The organism is Streptosporangium sp. G11 (assembly GCF_051192615.1).
Lineage (GTDB): Bacteria > Actinomycetota > Actinomycetes > Streptosporangiales > Streptosporangiaceae > Streptosporangium.
The window spans coordinates 138,115-152,812 of the sequence record NZ_JBPJUQ010000009.1; the positions used below are offsets into that span (position 1 = coordinate 138,115).

The 14,698-nt window shown below is 65.5% G+C and carries 27 protein-coding genes; all 27 read right to left on the reverse strand.

Going from position 1 to position 14,698, the window contains the following annotated elements:
- Positions 1–93: 93 nt before the first annotated feature.
- Entirely contained in the window at positions 94–207 is a 114-nt protein-coding gene (gene rpmJ, locus ACSDR0_RS12170; protein ID WP_003956441.1) for a 50S ribosomal protein L36, read from the reverse strand.
- Positions 208–232: 25 nt separating this feature from the next.
- On the reverse strand, positions 233–454 hold the full coding sequence (gene infA / locus ACSDR0_RS12175; RefSeq protein ID WP_012887858.1) for a translation initiation factor IF-1: 222 nt from the start codon (positions 452–454) through the stop codon (positions 233–235).
- A 535-nt stretch (positions 455–989) separates the two neighbouring features.
- On the reverse strand, positions 990–1,457 hold the full coding sequence (locus tag ACSDR0_RS12180) for a hypothetical protein (protein WP_435288886.1): 468 nt from the start codon (positions 1,455–1,457) through the stop codon (positions 990–992).
- 109 nt (positions 1,458–1,566) lie between these two features.
- Positions 1,567–1,998: a DUF1707 SHOCT-like domain-containing protein gene (locus tag ACSDR0_RS12185; RefSeq protein ID WP_435288887.1), complete on the reverse strand. Its 432-nt coding sequence runs from the start codon at positions 1,996–1,998 to the stop codon at positions 1,567–1,569.
- Between the two features lie 50 nt (positions 1,999–2,048).
- Positions 2,049–2,867, reverse strand: a complete 819-nt coding sequence (gene map / locus ACSDR0_RS12190; protein WP_435288888.1) for a type I methionyl aminopeptidase — start codon at positions 2,865–2,867, stop codon at positions 2,049–2,051.
- Between the two features lie 123 nt (positions 2,868–2,990).
- Positions 2,991–3,641, reverse strand: coding sequence for an adenylate kinase (locus tag ACSDR0_RS12195; RefSeq protein WP_435288889.1), 651 nt, complete (start codon positions 3,639–3,641; stop codon positions 2,991–2,993).
- Positions 3,641–4,960 (reverse strand): preprotein translocase subunit SecY, encoded by a 1,320-nt coding sequence (secY, locus tag ACSDR0_RS12200; protein WP_435288890.1) that lies wholly within the window; start codon positions 4,958–4,960, stop codon positions 3,641–3,643. The genes ACSDR0_RS12195 and secY overlap by 1 nt, the downstream gene beginning before the upstream one ends.
- A 179-nt stretch (positions 4,961–5,139) precedes the next feature.
- Positions 5,140–5,595, reverse strand: a complete 456-nt coding sequence (gene rplO / locus ACSDR0_RS12205) for a 50S ribosomal protein L15 (RefSeq protein ID WP_435288891.1) — start codon at positions 5,593–5,595, stop codon at positions 5,140–5,142.
- A gap of 2 nt (positions 5,596–5,597) precedes the next feature.
- Complete coding sequence (gene rpmD / locus ACSDR0_RS12210) at positions 5,598–5,780, reverse strand: 50S ribosomal protein L30 (RefSeq protein WP_012887849.1); 183 nt, start codon at positions 5,778–5,780, stop codon at positions 5,598–5,600.
- A gap of 3 nt (positions 5,781–5,783) precedes the next feature.
- Positions 5,784–6,416: a 30S ribosomal protein S5 gene (gene rpsE / locus ACSDR0_RS12215; RefSeq protein WP_329089955.1), complete on the reverse strand. Its 633-nt coding sequence runs from the start codon at positions 6,414–6,416 to the stop codon at positions 5,784–5,786.
- A gap of 73 nt (positions 6,417–6,489) precedes the next feature.
- Positions 6,490–6,873 (reverse strand): 50S ribosomal protein L18, encoded by a 384-nt coding sequence (gene rplR, locus ACSDR0_RS12220; RefSeq protein WP_344913778.1) that lies wholly within the window; start codon positions 6,871–6,873, stop codon positions 6,490–6,492.
- Between the two features lie 2 nt (positions 6,874–6,875).
- The gene (rplF, locus tag ACSDR0_RS12225; RefSeq protein WP_329089952.1) at positions 6,876–7,418 is read right to left on the reverse strand and encodes a 50S ribosomal protein L6; all 543 of its coding nucleotides are present in this window, start codon (positions 7,416–7,418) and stop codon (positions 6,876–6,878) included.
- A 17-nt stretch (positions 7,419–7,435) separates the two neighbouring features.
- Positions 7,436–7,834, reverse strand: a complete 399-nt coding sequence (rpsH, locus tag ACSDR0_RS12230) for a 30S ribosomal protein S8 (RefSeq protein WP_329089949.1) — start codon at positions 7,832–7,834, stop codon at positions 7,436–7,438.
- Between the two features lie 147 nt (positions 7,835–7,981).
- A complete protein-coding gene (locus tag ACSDR0_RS12235; RefSeq protein WP_012887844.1) occupies positions 7,982–8,167 on the reverse strand; it encodes a type Z 30S ribosomal protein S14 in 186 nt (61 codons plus the stop codon).
- Positions 8,168–8,169: 2 nt separating this feature from the next.
- Positions 8,170–8,748 (reverse strand): 50S ribosomal protein L5, encoded by a 579-nt coding sequence (gene rplE / locus ACSDR0_RS12240; RefSeq protein ID WP_435288892.1) that lies wholly within the window; start codon positions 8,746–8,748, stop codon positions 8,170–8,172.
- Complete coding sequence (rplX, locus tag ACSDR0_RS12245; protein WP_435288893.1) at positions 8,748–9,068, reverse strand: 50S ribosomal protein L24; 321 nt, start codon at positions 9,066–9,068, stop codon at positions 8,748–8,750. The genes rplE and rplX overlap by 1 nt, the downstream gene beginning before the upstream one ends.
- Positions 9,068–9,436 (reverse strand): 50S ribosomal protein L14, encoded by a 369-nt coding sequence (gene rplN / locus ACSDR0_RS12250; protein ID WP_012887841.1) that lies wholly within the window; start codon positions 9,434–9,436, stop codon positions 9,068–9,070. Before rplN ends, rplX begins: the two co-directional genes overlap by 1 nt.
- 180 nt (positions 9,437–9,616) lie before the next feature.
- Entirely contained in the window at positions 9,617–9,898 is a 282-nt protein-coding gene (rpsQ, locus tag ACSDR0_RS12255) for a 30S ribosomal protein S17 (RefSeq protein WP_326635528.1), read from the reverse strand.
- A complete protein-coding gene (gene rpmC, locus ACSDR0_RS12260) occupies positions 9,891–10,127 on the reverse strand; it encodes a 50S ribosomal protein L29 (RefSeq protein ID WP_030912909.1) in 237 nt (78 codons plus the stop codon). The genes rpsQ and rpmC overlap by 8 nt, the downstream gene beginning before the upstream one ends.
- Positions 10,127–10,546: a 50S ribosomal protein L16 gene (gene rplP, locus ACSDR0_RS12265; RefSeq protein ID WP_030912912.1), complete on the reverse strand. Its 420-nt coding sequence runs from the start codon at positions 10,544–10,546 to the stop codon at positions 10,127–10,129. Before rplP ends, rpmC begins: the two co-directional genes overlap by 1 nt.
- Positions 10,547–10,548: 2 nt before the next feature.
- Entirely contained in the window at positions 10,549–11,424 is an 876-nt protein-coding gene (gene rpsC / locus ACSDR0_RS12270; protein ID WP_435288894.1) for a 30S ribosomal protein S3, read from the reverse strand.
- Positions 11,424–11,777 carry a 50S ribosomal protein L22 gene (rplV, locus tag ACSDR0_RS12275; RefSeq protein WP_030912916.1) on the reverse strand — a complete coding sequence of 118 codons (354 nt, stop codon included), beginning with the start codon at positions 11,775–11,777 and terminating at the stop codon, positions 11,424–11,426. Before rplV ends, rpsC begins: the two co-directional genes overlap by 1 nt.
- A 97-nt stretch (positions 11,778–11,874) precedes the next feature.
- Positions 11,875–12,153 (reverse strand): 30S ribosomal protein S19, encoded by a 279-nt coding sequence (rpsS, locus tag ACSDR0_RS12280; RefSeq protein WP_012887835.1) that lies wholly within the window; start codon positions 12,151–12,153, stop codon positions 11,875–11,877.
- An 11-nt stretch (positions 12,154–12,164) separates the two neighbouring features.
- The gene (gene rplB / locus ACSDR0_RS12285; RefSeq protein ID WP_329089941.1) at positions 12,165–13,001 is read right to left on the reverse strand and encodes a 50S ribosomal protein L2; all 837 of its coding nucleotides are present in this window, start codon (positions 12,999–13,001) and stop codon (positions 12,165–12,167) included.
- Between the two features lie 91 nt (positions 13,002–13,092).
- Entirely contained in the window at positions 13,093–13,395 is a 303-nt protein-coding gene (gene rplW / locus ACSDR0_RS12290) for a 50S ribosomal protein L23 (protein ID WP_030912923.1), read from the reverse strand.
- Entirely contained in the window at positions 13,395–14,042 is a 648-nt protein-coding gene (gene rplD, locus ACSDR0_RS12295) for a 50S ribosomal protein L4 (protein ID WP_435288895.1), read from the reverse strand. The genes rplW and rplD overlap by 1 nt, the downstream gene beginning before the upstream one ends.
- Positions 14,039–14,692, reverse strand: a complete 654-nt coding sequence (rplC, locus tag ACSDR0_RS12300; protein WP_435288896.1) for a 50S ribosomal protein L3 — start codon at positions 14,690–14,692, stop codon at positions 14,039–14,041. The genes rplD and rplC overlap by 4 nt, the downstream gene beginning before the upstream one ends.
- Between the last annotated feature and the right edge of the window lie 6 nt (positions 14,693–14,698).

The window sequence follows — 14,698 nt, forward strand, 5'->3', positions numbered from 1 at the left end:
GCCGGCGCAGGTGTGAGACACGATTACATGACAGCCCCACATGGATCGAGTCCGCCTCTTAGGAGCGGACTCTTACGGGGCCTTTTGGAGCGACTAGCCCTGACGCTGCTTGTGGCGCAGGTTGTCGCAGATCACCATGACGCGACCGTGCCGGCGAATCACCTTGCACTTGTCACAGATCTTCTTGACGCTCGGCTTGACCTTCATAGTCCTATTCGTCCCTCAGACGCGCTTACTTGTATCGGTAGACGATCCGCCCACGACTGAGGTCGTAGGGGCTCAGTTCGACGACAACCCTGTCGTCAGGAAGGATTCGGATGTAGTGCATCCGCATCCGCCCGCTGATGTGGGCCAGGACCTTATGGCCGTTGTCGAGTTGCACCCGGAACATCGCGTTCGGGAGCGACTCAACCACAGTGCCCTCGATCTCGATGGCGCCGTCTTTCTTGGCCATGTCCCTCGCGTTTCACTGATCGGTCGTCTGAGGCTTCGGAACACTAAGCAGCCGCGACCTAGCGCTTCGATGAGAGCGGCGGTTGCGACACCGCCGATGCGCAATGGTCATAGTGAACCGAAGAAGGAGTGTACGGCACCGGGCGAGGAAATGCGAAACACACGGCCGGTACCTTGACACAACCGCTACAAAGGATACCGCAGATCCCGAGCGGGATGGACGGCACCGATCAACGCGCGAATGTCCGCGCCCTCATTGTGGCACGTCCGGCCAGGTCAGGCCAGCATCCCGGCGACCGGGCCCGGCGTCTCGCCGCGTCCGCGACGCGGGAAAGCCCCCCGACGACCCGGCGCCGGAGGGCTTACTCGGTCAACCTTATCGATCAACGTCCCCTGATCGGACTTTCTTGATCGACTTTTCTCGTCCGGCGCTTCCCGATCAACGTTCCTCGGCCGGCGTCCCGCTGAAGAGCCTCCCCGCCCCTCACCGGATGACCTTGACCCCTCGGACCGTCTCCCGGGAAGGCGTCGGAGGCTCAGAAGGCGTCGCCCCAGCGGCCGCAGTCGTCGAACTTGTTGCTGCCCTCGCACACCCGGATCTTGAAGTCGTCGAAGCCGCTGCTCTTCTTGAACCCGCCGAACTTGTTGAAACCCGAGTTGCCGAAGGTGTTGAACACCTTGCTGTGCGAGCCGAACCTGTCGTGCCACTTGAACCAGACGTAGCTGCGCTGGCGGTCACGATCACGGTCGAACAGGTCGCCGTAGAACCAGTAGCGGCCACCGCTGCTGGTCCAGTAGCCCTTGAAGTAGGAGCGCTTGCCGAAGCTCTCGCCGCCGCCGAAGCCCGAGTAGTACGGGCCGAAGAAGTGCTTGTTCGACGCCTGGGCCTCCTGGACCGCGACGGCGGACCCGGCCGAGGCCATCGCCGACGGAGCGGCGACCACACCCGCGGCCAGCGAACCTGCCAGCGCCGCTCCGACCAGGGCTGTACGGATCTTGCTCATTGAATCTTCCTCCTGTGAAACGGGGTCCTCGTTCGGACACCGCTCACGTTAGGAAGTTTCAAGGGGACCATCTGTGGAGGAATCCACACTCAACGCCCAGAGTGCACTATTACTGGTTCTTCTCTCGCCCCTGGCCGCCGGCGACCGTCGCCACCAGCAACACCACACCCCACGGGCCCATGACCCACAGGGGCCACGGGTAGGGGAAGTCGCCACCGGTCAGCCCGATGATGAGCCAGATCACCCAGTTGACGCCGCTGGCCGTCGCCCAGGCGCCCCAGGCCGCCGCCAGGCCCTTGTTCTGCGCGTCCTTGCCGCCACCCGCCCTGGCACGCTCAGGGGCCCGGGAAGGGACCTCGGGGAGCCGTCGCAGGTCGACGTCGGGAAGATCGGAGGTGAGGACGGCGAGCTCGCCGTACGTCTTGCTGGTGTAGAGCTGCTCCAGGCGCTCGTCGAACTCCTCCGTGGTCAGGCGGCCCTGCGCGTAGTGCTCCCTCAGGACCGAGGCGACCTTGTCGCGATCTCCGTCGGAGGCTCGCATCTCCGGACCAGCCGCCATCTCAACCACATCCGCTCGCCGGCGGGCCCGAACTAGCCCGCGTCTCCCAACAGGTCGGCAAGCCGCTCTTTCCCCCCGTCAAGGGCGGTCAATACCCAAGGACCATTATGTGTCACGGCGACGCTGTGTTCGAAGTGTGCGGAGACCTTCCCGTCAATCGTGACCACGGTCCAGTCGTCGGCCAGCACCTTGGTCCGGTCCGTCCCCAGGTTCAGCATCGGCTCGACGGCGAAGCACATGCCCGCCTCGAACTTCGGGCCCCGGCCCGGCTTGCCGTGGTTGGCCACCCACGGGTCCATGTGCATCTCGGTGCCGATGCCGTGGCCGCCGTACTCCTGCGGGATGCCGTAGCGCCCCTGGGAGCGGACGTACTTCTCCACCTCGTGGCCGATGTCGGACAGGTGGCGGCCCACGGTGAGCGCGGCGATGCCCCGCCACATGGCCTCCTCGGTGACCCTCATCAGCTCGGTCAGTTTGGGGTCCACCTCGCCGACCGGGACCGTGATGGCCGAGTCGCCGTGCCAGCCGTCCAGGATGGCGCCGCAGTCGATCGAGATGATGTCGCCCTCCCGCAGCGGGCGGAGGTCGCTCGGGATGCCGTGGACGACCTCGTGGTTGACCGAGGCGCAGATCGTCGCGGGGAAACCCTGGTAGCCCTTGAAGGAGGGGATCGCCCCCTCGTCCCTGATGGCCTTCTCCGCGATCGCGTCGAGGTCCAGGGGGGTCATGCCCGGCTGGACGCTCTCCCGCAGCAGCTGCAGGGTACGGCCGACCACCAGACCGGCCGCCCGCATCTTGTCCACCTGCTCGGGCGTCTTCATCTGAATTCCGTGCTTGTTCTTCTTGAACACGTGCACACCCCCTGGGGTGGTTCAACGGGCGGCCCGGGAGCCCAATTCCCCCGATTCTGCCCTAAATGACAGCACGCCACCCATGGGAAACCCATGGATGGCGTGCGCGGTGCCGTCGCTTCGCTAGCCGATGAAGGGGTTCAGGGCCTCCATGGAGCGCTGGGTGACCTCTTCCACAGGGCCCGTGGCGTCGACGCCGACCAGGATGCCCTCGTCGGCGTAGAAGGAGACCAGGGGAGCCGTCTGCTCCTGGTAGACCTCCAGGCGGTGCCTGACGGTCGCCTCCTTGTCGTCGTCCCGCTGGTAGAGCCGGCCGTTGCAGGCGTCGCAGACGTCGTCCTTCTTGTCATCGAAGTCGACATGCCAGATGCGGCCGCACTGGCTGCAGGTCCGGCGTCCCGCGAGCCTGCGGACGACCTCCTCGTCGTCGACCACGAGCTCCAGGACGATGTCCAGACCGACCTCGAACTCGGCGAGGATCTTCTTCAGGATCTCGGCCTGGGGCACGTTCCTGGGGAAGCCGTCGAGCAGGAAACCGTCCTGCGCGTCCTTCTCGGCGAGGCGGTCGCGGACCATCGCGATGGTGACCTCGTCGGGCACGAGGTCGCCGCGGTCCATGTATTCCTTGGCAATCTTGCCGAGCTCCGTGCCGCCCGAGACGTTGGCGCGGAAGATGTCACCTGTCGAAATCTTCGGGATCGACAGGTTCGATGCGACGAACTGGGCCTGTGTCCCCTTACCCGCTCCGGGGGGCCCGACCAGGACGAGGCGCACTACTTCAGGAAACCTTCATAGTTACGCTGCTGCAGCTGGCTCTCGATCTGCTTCACGGTGTCAAGGCCGACACCAACCATGATCAGAATGCTCGTCCCTCCGAACGGGAAGTTCTGACTCGCACCGACGAGCGCCAGCGCGACGATCGGCACCATGGAGATCAGGCCCAGATACAGCGCGCCAGGAGCGGTGAGTCGCGTGAGCACGTAGTTCAAGTACTCAGCCGTCGGGCGACCCGGGCGGATGCCCGGGATGAACCCACCGTACTTCTTCATGTTGTCGGCGACTTCAACGGGGTTGAAGGTAATCGACACGTAGAAGTACGTGAAGAAGACGATGAGCAGGAAGAAGGTGATCATGTACGTCGGGGTGGTCCCGCCGCCGCCGAACTCCTGCGAGATCCACTGGATGATCGGGTGCGGCTCTTCCTGGGTGTTCGTGAAGAGCGTCGTGATCAGCTGCGGAAGGTAAAGCAACGAGGAGGCGAAGATGACCGGGATGATGCCGGCCTGGTTGACCTTCAGCGGGATATAGGTCGACGTCCCGCCGTACATTCTGCGGCCGACCATGCGCTTGGCGTACTGCACCGGGATCCGGCGCTGTGCCTGCTCCACCATCACGACCAGGGCGATCATCGCGATACCGACGACGATGACCACGGCGAAGACGAAGCCGCCCTTCTGACGGGCGATGTTCAGCAGCTCGGACGGGAAGACCGCGATGACCTGCGTGAAGATCAGGATGGACATGCCGTTGCCGATGCCTCGATCGGTGACGAGCTCGCCCAGCCACATGACGACGGCGGTGCCGGCGGTCATGGTCAGCACCATCGTGACGATGGCGAAGACGTTGTCCTTGTCGAGGAGGATCTCCTCGCGGCACTGCGGGAACAGCTGTCCGCTACGGGCCAGGGCCACGAAGGCGGTCGACTGCAGGACGGCCAGACCGACCGTCAGGTAACGGGTGTACTGCGTGATCTTGGTCTGTCCGGCCTGTCCCTCCTTCTTGAGGGCTTCCAGGCGCGGGATGACCACGACGAGCAGCTGAAGAATGATGCTCGCGGTGATGTACGGCATGATGCCGAGGGCGAAGACTGAAAGCTTCAGAAGGGCGCCGCCACTGAACAGCTGCACCATTCCGTAGATGTTTCCCGCGTCCCCCGCCTGCGCCTGGGTGAGACAACGGCTGATGTTCTCGGTATGCACACCCGGAGTCGGCAGGACCGACCCAAGTCGGAACAGCGCGATGATGCCCAAAGTGAAGAGCAGCTTCTTACGCAGGTCCGGCGTACGGAACGCTCGGGTAAATGCGGTCAGCACGGTCCCTCCTGCGCGCCTGAAAGGCGAGGTCGGTCAGCGATGGTGCGGGGGTGTTCCATCTTTGCCATATCCAGTCAATGAGCCCAAGGAAATGAGTCGAGGCCCACTGTCCAGCGAACTCTAACGCACTACGGGCGCGGGAGCCCATTACGAGCCCCCGCGCCGCGTGATGATAACGCCTACAGCTCGGAGACGGAGCCCCCGGCAGCGGCGATCTTGTCCTTGGCGCTGGCCGAGAAGGCATGCGCCTCCACGTTCAACGCCACGGAGATGTCACCGGTTCCCAAAACCTTGACGAGCTGGTTCTTGCGAACCGCGCCCTTGGCCACGAGCGTGTCGACGGTGACGTCGCCACCCTCGGGGAACAGCTCGCCGAGCCTGTCAAGGTTGACGACCTGGTAGGTCGTCTTGAACAGGGCGTTGGAGAAGCCCTTGAACTTGGGCAGGCGCCGCTGGAGCGGAACCTGACCACCCTCGAAGCCGAGCGGAACCTTGTTCCTGGCCCTCGTGCCCTTGGTACCGCGACCCGAGGTCTTGCCCTTGGACGCCTCGCCGCGGCCCTTGCGGACCTTCGACTTGTTGGCGCCGGGGGCCGGACGCAGGTGGTGGATGCGGAGCGGAGTGTTCTCTGCCATGTCTAGTCGACCTCTTCCACGGTGACGAGGTGCGTCACCACGGTGACCATGCCACGGATCTCCGGGCGGTCCTCCTTGACGACGACATCGCCGATTCGCTTCAGACCGAGCGAGCGCAGCGAGTCACGCTGGTTCTGCTTGCCACCGATCTTGGAACGGACCTGGGTAATCTTCAGGCGCGCCATGGACTAGCTCACCGCCTTCGCGGCCGCGGCCTCCGCGAGGCCCTCGGCGCGAGCCTTGAGCATCCTCTTGGGGGCGACGTCCTCGATCGGGAGACCACGGCGGGCCGCGATCTCCTCGGGGCGGCTGAGGCCCTTCAGGGCCGCCACGGTGGCGTGCACGATGTTGATCGGGTTGTCCGAGCCGAGCGACTTGGACAGCACGTCGTGGATACCGGCGCACTCCAGCACGGCGCGCACCGGGCCACCGGCGATGACGCCGGTACCGGGCGAGGCCGGACGCAGGAAGACGACACCCGCGGCCTCTTCACCCTGCACGATGTGCGGGATGGTGCCCTGGATGCGAGGCACCTTGAAGAAGTGCTTCTTGGCCTCTTCGACACCCTTGGCGATCGCCGCGGGCACTTCCTTGGCCTTGCCGTAGCCGACACCGACCATGCCGTTGCCGTCACCGACGATGACGAGGGCGGTGAAGCTGAAGCGACGACCACCCTTCACGACCTTGGCCACTCGGTTGATCTTCACAACGCGCTCGATGTACGAGACGCCCTTGTCAGCGTTTCCACCGCGGCGGTCGTCACGACGACCGTCACGCCGCTCGCCACCGGCGGCGCCACCGCGACGCGGAGCTCCAGCCATTAGTGGTTCCTCTTCTCATTCGTAAGACGGGCCATCGGTTGCGATCCTGGATTGCGATCCTGGGACGGAGTCATCAGAACTCCAGTCCGCCTTCGCGTGCGCTGTCTGCCAGCGCCGCGATGCGGCCCGCGTAGCGGTTGCCACCCCGGTCGAACACGACCGCGGTGATCCCGGCTGCCTTGGCCCGCTGAGCGAGAAGCTCGCCGACCTGCTTGGCCTTGTCGGTCTTGGCGCCCTCCGCCGAGCGCAGGGAGGCGTCCATGGTGGACGCGCTCACCAGCGTGTGGCCCTGGGTGTCGTCGACGATCTGCACGAAGAGGTGCTTCGTGGACCGGTTGACGACCAGGCGCGGACGCGTGGCCGTACCAGCCACCTTCTTGCGGACTCGGCCGTGGCGGCGGGCCCGCGAGACGGCGCGGGCGGCCGTGTGCTTGCCGAACGCAGTCTTGCCAGCCATGCCTACTTACCAGCCTTTCCGACCTTGCGGCGGATAACTTCACCCTGGTAACGCACGCCCTTGCCCTTGTACGGGTCGGGCTTGCGCAACTTACGGATGTTCGCGGCGATCTCGCCGACCTTCTGCTTGTCGATGCCGTCCACGTGGAACAGCGTCGGCCTCTCGACGCGGAAGGTGACACCTTCGGGGGCGTCGACGATCACCGGGTGGCTGAAGCCGAGAGCGAACTCGAGCTGAGTCGGGCTCTTGGCCTGCACGCGGTAACCGACGCCCACGATCTCCAGGGTCTTCGAGTAACCCTGGGTCACACCGGTCACCATGTTGGCGACCAGGGTGCGGGACAGGCCGTGCAGCGCACGGACCTTGTTCTCGTCGTTGGGACGGGTGACGGACAGATTGCCGTCGTCACCCTTGGCGATCGCGATGGGTTCCGCGACCGTGTGTGAAAGCGTGCCCTTGGGGCCCTTGACCGTGACGTCCCGGCCGTCGATGGCGACGTCCACTCCGTTCGGTACGGGGATGGGCAGCCGTCCGATTCTTGACATGCTGTTCGTTCTCCCCTCTACCAAACGAAGGCGAGGACTTCCCCGCCCACTCCACGCTTGCCGGCCTGCTTGTCCGTCATGAGACCGCCGGACGTCGAGATGATCGCGACGCCCAGTCCACCCAGGACTCGGGGCAGGTTGTCCTTCTTTGCATAGACCCGCAGGCCGGGCTTGGAGACCCGGCGCAGGCCCGCGAGGGACCGCTCACGGGTCGGCCCGAACTTCAGCTCCACCACGAGGTTCTTTCCAACCTTGGCGTCTTCGACGCTCCAGGACTGGATGTAACCCTCCTGCTGGAGGATCTCGGCGATGTGCGCCTTGATCTTCGAGTACGGCATCGCCACACTGTCGTGGTACGCCGAGTTCGCGTTTCGCAGACGCGTCAGCATGTCTGCGATCGGGTCGGTCATCGTCATGGCCGGTGGCCTTCCTCACCGCGGTTTCCACAGGGGACCTACGGTGTGGTCATGGGCGCTTGTAGTCAGCGCCCGGTGAGTACGAACTTCTATGTGCGGCCGGTGCCGCGCGCGGGCCCGTGATCGCTCACAGGGCCGCGCGGAGGGCTACCAGCTCGACTTGGTGATGCCGGGCAGCTCGCCCCGGTGCGCCATCTCGCGGAAGCAGATGCGGCACAGGCCGAACTTCCTGTAGACGGCGCGGGGACGACCACAGCGCGAGCACCGAGTGTACGCCCGGACCTCGAACTTGGCCTTGCGAGCAGCCTTGACCTTGAGCGACGTCTTCGCCATGATCAGGCCTCCTTGAACGGGAATCCGAGCTGCTTCAGCAGCGCCCGGCCCTGGTCGTCGGTCTTAGCGGTGGTCACGACCGTGATGTCCATGCCCCGCTGGCGGTCGACCTTGTCCTGGTCGATCTCGTGGAACATGACCTGCTCGGTGAGACCGAAGGTGTAGTTCCCGTTGCCGTCGAACTGCTTGGGCGACAGACCGCGGAAGTCACGAATACGGGGCAGCGCCAGCGAGAGCAGCCGGTCGAGGAACTCCCACATGCGGTCACCGCGCAGCGTGACGTGCGCGCCGATCGGCATGCCCTCGCGCAGCTTGAACTGGGCGATGGACTTGCGGGCGCGGACGACCGCCGGCTTCTGGCCGGTGATCACAGTGAGGTCGCGGACGGCGCCTTCGATGAGCTTCGAGTCGCGCGCGGCCTCGCCGACACCCATGTTCACCTTGATCTTGGTGATGGTGGGCACCAGCATGATGTTCTCGAACTGGAACTCCTCGTTCAGCTTCGCGATGATCTCTTCGCGGTAGCGCTGCTTGAGGCGCGGGAGGGCCCGCTGTCCGGTCTCAGTGGTGTTCGCGGTCATCAGTTGTCCTCACCCGTCTCCTCGGAAGCGGCCTTGGCCGACTCCTTCTTGGCGGGCTTGTCGTCCTTGGCAGGCTTCTCATCCTTGAGCTTCTTGACGTTGCTCACGTGGATGGGAGCCTCCATGGTCTGCACGCCGCCGGTCTTGGCGCCACGCGGACCCTGGTTGGTCTCCTTGGAGTGCTTCTTGACCAGGTTGACGCCCTCGACCACCACACGCTCGTCGCGCGGGTGGGCGGCGATCACACGGCCCTTGGCACCCTTGTCCTTGCCGGCGATGACCAGGACGAGGTCACCCTTCTTCACATGAAGCTTCGGCATTACAACACCTCCGGCGCGAGCGAGATGATCCGCATGAACTTCTTGTCACGCAGCTCACGTCCGACAGGACCGAAGATGCGGGTGCCCCGGGGGTCACCGCTGTCCTTGATGATGACGGCGGCGTTCTCGTCGAAGCGGATGTAGGAACCGTCAGGCCGGCGGCGCTCCTTGACAGTGCGGACGATGACGGCCTTGACCACATCGCCCTTCTTCACGGTGCCGCCGGGAATGGCGTCCTTGACCGTGGCGACGATGATGTCACCGATTCCCGCGTAGCGCCGGCCCGAGCCACCGAGCACACGGATGCAAAGGACTTCCTTCGCACCGGTGTTGTCGGCGACCTTGAGCCGCGACTCCTGCTGGATCACTTGAACTCCTGTTTGTCTCGCTGGTTCTCACCCGTGGGCGAGCCTTGCGGAACCTGCTGGGTCTTTTTCCCCCGGCGACAGCCTTTCTCAGGCCGCCACCGCAGGCGGGGCGAAGATCGCTTCGCCCCCTTGGACGCCGTCGTGGGGGGTGACGGTGTCACCCCCCACGAGGCGCGTTGCCTACTTGGCCTTCTCGAGGATCTCGATGACCCGCCAGCGCTTGCTGGCGGAGAGCGGCCGGGTCTCCATCAGGAGGACACGGTCGCCGACACCGCAGGTGTTGGCCTCGTCGTGCGCCTTGTACTTGGTCGTCCTACGGATGACCTTGCCGTACAGGGGGTGCTTCACGCGGTCCTCGACAGCGACCACGACAGTCTTGTCCATCTTGTCACTGACGACCAGACCCTCACGGGTCTTGCGGTAGTTCCGCGTCTCGGTCGTGGTTTCCGTGGCCTCAGCCATCGATCGACTCCTTCTCTACCGTGACGATTCCGAGCTCCCGCTCGCGCATCACGGTGTAGATACGGGCGATCTCGCGGCGGACGGCACGCAACCGCCCGTGGCTCTCCAACTGGCCGGTCGCTGCCTGGAAGCGGAGGTTGAACAGCTCCTCCTTGGCTTCCTTCAGCTTAGTGACCAGGGTGTCCTGGTCTTCCACCCGCAGCTCACCGGCGGTCAGGCCCTTAGCCATCACGCCTCACCCACTTCACGCTTGACGAACCGGCACTTCATCGGCAGCTTGTGCATCGCACGGCGCAGGGCTTCGCGAGCCACCGGCTCGGCGACACCCGAAAGCTCGAACATGATGCGGCCGGGCTTGACGTTGGCGATCCACCACTCCGGCGAACCCTTACCGGAACCCATGCGGGTCTCGGCGGGCTTCTTCGTGAGGGGGCGGTCCGGATAGATGTTGATCCAGACCTTTCCGCCACGCTTGATGTGACGGGTCATCGCGATACGAGCCGACTCGATCTGGCGGTTGGTCACGTAGGAGTGCTCAATCGCCTGAATGCCGAACTCGCCGAACACGACCCTGGTGCCACCCTTGGCGGCACCGTGACGGTCGGGCCGGTGCTGCTTGCGGTGCTTGACCCTGCGCGGGATCAGCATGGTCAGCTCCCTTCAGCACCCGGCTGCGCAGCCGGGCCGGTCTCGGGGGCAGCCTGGGAGGCCGCCTCGTTCCTGGGGGCGGCGGGACGGTCACCACGGCCGGCACCGGCGCCACGACGGGCGCCACCGGCGCCACCGCCACGACGGGGACGGTCGCCGCCGCCACCACCGGCACCGGGGCCACGACGGTCGTCGCGGTCACGACGCTGGCCGGCGCGAGCACCGGCGGCAGCCGCCTCGCGCTCGGCGCGGCTGGTCGGAGCCTCACCCTTGTAGATCCACACCTTCACGCCGATACGGCCGAAGGTGGTGCGGGCCTCGTACAGGCCGTAGTCGATGTCCGCGCGGAGGGTGTGCAGGGGCACGCGGCCCTCGCGGTAGAACTCCGAACGGGACATCTCGGCGCCGCCGAGACGACCGGAGCACTGCACCCGGATGCCCTTGGCGCCGCTCTTCATCGCCGACTGCATCGCCTTGCGCATGGCACGGCGGAACGAGACACGGCTGGACAGCTGCTCGGCCACACCCTGGGCGACGAGCTGAGCGTCGATCTCAGGGTTCTTGACCTCGAGGATGTTCAGCTGGACCTGCTTCTTGGTCAGCTTCTCGAGGTCACCGCGGATCCGGTCCGCCTCGGCGCCGCGGCGGCCGATGACGATGCCCGGACGGGCGGTGTGAATGTCGACCTGAACCCGGTCGGTGGTCCGCTCGATCTCCACCTTGGAGATGCCGGCCCGCTCCATGCCCTTCTTGAGCATGCGGCGGATCGCCACATCCTCGGCAACGTACGACTTGTAGAGCTTGTCGGCATACCACCGGCTCTTGAAGTCGGTCGTGATGCCGAGGCGGAACCCGTGCGGGTTAACCTTCTGACCCACTAGCGGGTCCTCCCCTTCGGCTCGCGGGACTCCACGATCACGGTGATGTGGCTGGTCCGCTTGTTGATCCGATAGGCACGACCCTGAGCACGGGGACGAAACCGCTTCAGCGTCGGGCCCTCGTCGACCCAGGCACGGCTCACGAAGAGCGTGTCACGGTCGAGCTTGAAGTTGTGCTCCGCGTTGGCAATGGCGCTCGAAAGCACCTTGTACACGGTCTCGCTCGCCGACTGGGGAGCGAACTGCAGCACGGCCTGCGCCTCCGAAGCGGGCAGCCCGCGAATGAGGTCCACCACACGGCGGGCCTTCATGGGCGTGTGGCGCGCGAACCGCGCCTGAGCCCTGGCTTCCATCGCTTACTCCTCTTACCCTTCGTTTTGGTCGAGTCCGTCTCACCCTGTGACGATCGTTTCCGATCGTTCCCGGCGCGACGTCCCCTTCCTGAGGCGCTTATCGCCGGCTGCGGCGGTCTTCCTTGACGTGGCTACGGAAGGTTCGCGTCGGAGCGAACTCACCGAGCTTGTGGCCGATCATCGACTCGGTGACGAACACCGGGACGTGCTTACGGCCGTCGTGAACGGCGATCGTGTGACCAAGCATGTCGGGCACGATCATGGAGCGCCGCGACCACGTCTTGATGACGTTTTTGGTGCCCTTCTCGTTTTGGACATCCACCTTCTTCTGAAGGTGGTCGTCCACGAAGGGACCCTTCTTAAGGCTACGTGGCATTTTGGCTGCTCCTACCGCTTCTTCCGCTTGGTACGACGGCGGATGATCAGCCGGTCGCTGGCCTTGTTCGCCGCACGGGTACGTCCCTCGGGCTTGCCCTTGGGGTTGACAGGGTGACGACCGCCGGAGGTCTTACCCTCACCACCACCGTGCGGGTGGTCGACCGGGTTCATCGCGACACCACGGACGGTGGGGCGCTTGCCCTTCCACCGCATGCGTCCGGCCTTGCCCCAGTTGATGTTGGCCTGCTCGGCGTTGCCGACCTGGCCGATCGAGGCCCGGCAGCGAACATCGACCTGGCGCATCTCGCCGGAGGGCATACGCAGCGTGGCGTACTGGCCCTCCTTGGCGAGGAGCTGGATCTGCGCACCGGCGGACCGGCCCAGCTTGGCGCCACCACCCGGACGGAGCTCCACCGCGTGGATGAAGGTACCGGTCGGGATGTTGCGCAGCGGGAGGCAGTTACCCGGCTTGATGTCGGCCGTGGGGCCGTTCTCGATGTTGTCGCCCTGCTTGAGGCCGGTCGGGCAGAGGATGTAGCGCTTCTCCCCGTCGGCGTAGTGCAGCAGCGCGATGCGGGACGTGCGGTTCGGGTCGTACTCGATGTGAGCGACCTTGGCCGGGATCCCGTCCTTGTCGTGACGCCGGAAATCGATGATCCGGTAGGCGCGCTTGTGGCCACCACCCTGGTGACGGGTGGTGACTCGGCCGTGGACGTTACGGCCACCCTTGCTGTGCAGGGGTGCAAGCAGCGACTTCTCGGGCGTGCTGCGCGTGATCTCGGCAAAGTCCGAGACGCTGGCGCCGCGGCGACCGGGGGTCGTCGGCTTGAGTTTACGGATGCCCATCTTTTTCGTTCATCCTTCGTCGGTTAATCCGGTCGAATGCCCCTCACCAGGTGGTGAGGGGCGTCCTCCCTGTACTTACTGAGCGAGCGCGTCAGCCGATCTGGCCGAAGATGTCAATCCGGTCGCCCTCGACCAGGCTGACGATGGCTCGCTTGGTGGCCGGGCGCTGGCCGTAGCCGAACCTGGTCCGCTTGCGCTTGCCCTGGCGGTTGATGGTGTTGACGCTGGCGACCTTGACACCGAAGATCTTCTCAACGGCGATCTTGACCTGCGTCTTGTTGGCCGTCTTCCGCACCAGGAACGTGTACTTGTTGTGCTCGTCGATCAAGCCGTAGCTCTTCTCGGAGACAACCGGCTTGATGATGATGTCGCGCGGGTCGGCGATCTTCTCCATCAGGCGTCTTCCTTCCCGCTCTTGCTCAGACGCGCCACGATCTGGTCGTACGCGTCCTGAGTGAAGACGACGTCGTCGTAGCAGAGCACGTCGTAGGTGTTGAGCTGCCCGGCGTCCAGGAGGTGGACCTCGGGAGCGTTGCGCAGGCTCAGCCAGCTGAGCTCGTCACCCTCGTCGACGACGACCAGGACGCTGCGGGCCTTGGTGAGCCTGCGAAGCGACTCGAGAGCCGCCTTGGTCTTCGGGGTCTCCCCCTCGACCAGACCGCTGACCACGTGAACGCGGCCGCCGGTCGCCCGGTCGGACAGGGCCGCGCGCAGGGCGGCGGCCTTCATCTTCTTGGGAGTCTTCTGCGAGTAGTCCCGCGGGACCGGGCCGTGGACGACGCCACCACCGGTGAACTGCGGGGCGCGGGTCGAGCCCTGGCGGGCGCGGCCGGTGCCCTTCTGGCGGTACGGCTTCTTGCCGCCGCCTCGGACCTCACCGCGGGTCTTCGCCTTGTGGGTGCCCTGCCGGCGAGCGGCGAGCTGGGCCACGACGACCTGGTGGATCAGCGGGATGTTGATCTTCGTGCCGAAGATGTCCTCCGGCAGGTCGACGGTGCCGGCCTTCTCGCCACGTACGTCGAGGACGTCAATGGTGCTCACTTGGCAGCCCCCTTCTTGGTGGCGGTGCGGACCAGGACCAGGCTGCCGTTGGCGCCGGGGATCGCACCCTTGATCAGGATGAGGCCCTTCTCGACGTCCACGGCGTGAACCTTGAGGCTCTGGACGGTCGTGCGGACGTTGCCCATCCGGCCCGCCATGCGCACGCCCTTGAAGACGCGGCCGGGGGTGGCGCAGCCACCGATGGAACCGGGCGAGCGGTGCTTGCGCTGCGTACCGTGCGAGGCGCCGAGGCCCTTGAAGCCGTGGCGCTTCATGACACCCGCGAAACCCTTGCCCTTGCTCTTGCCCGTCACGTCGACGAACTGGCCGGCCTCGAAGGTGTCGGCGAGGAGCTCCTGGCCCAGGGTGTAGTCGCTCGCGTCGTCGGTACGGATCTCCGTGAAGTAACGACGCGGGGTGATGTCGTGCTTGCGCAGGTAGTCGCCGAGCGGCTTGTTGACCTTCCGCGGGTCGACCTGGCCGAAGCCCAGCTGGATGGCGGTGTAGCCGTCCTTCTCGGGGGTGCGGACGCGGGTCACGACGCACGGGCCAGCTTCGACGACGGTCACCGGGACCATCCGGTTGTCCGCGTCGAAGACCTGGGTCATGCCGAGCTTCTTGCCCAGGACGCCCTTGATCTTGTTAGCCATGTCAGT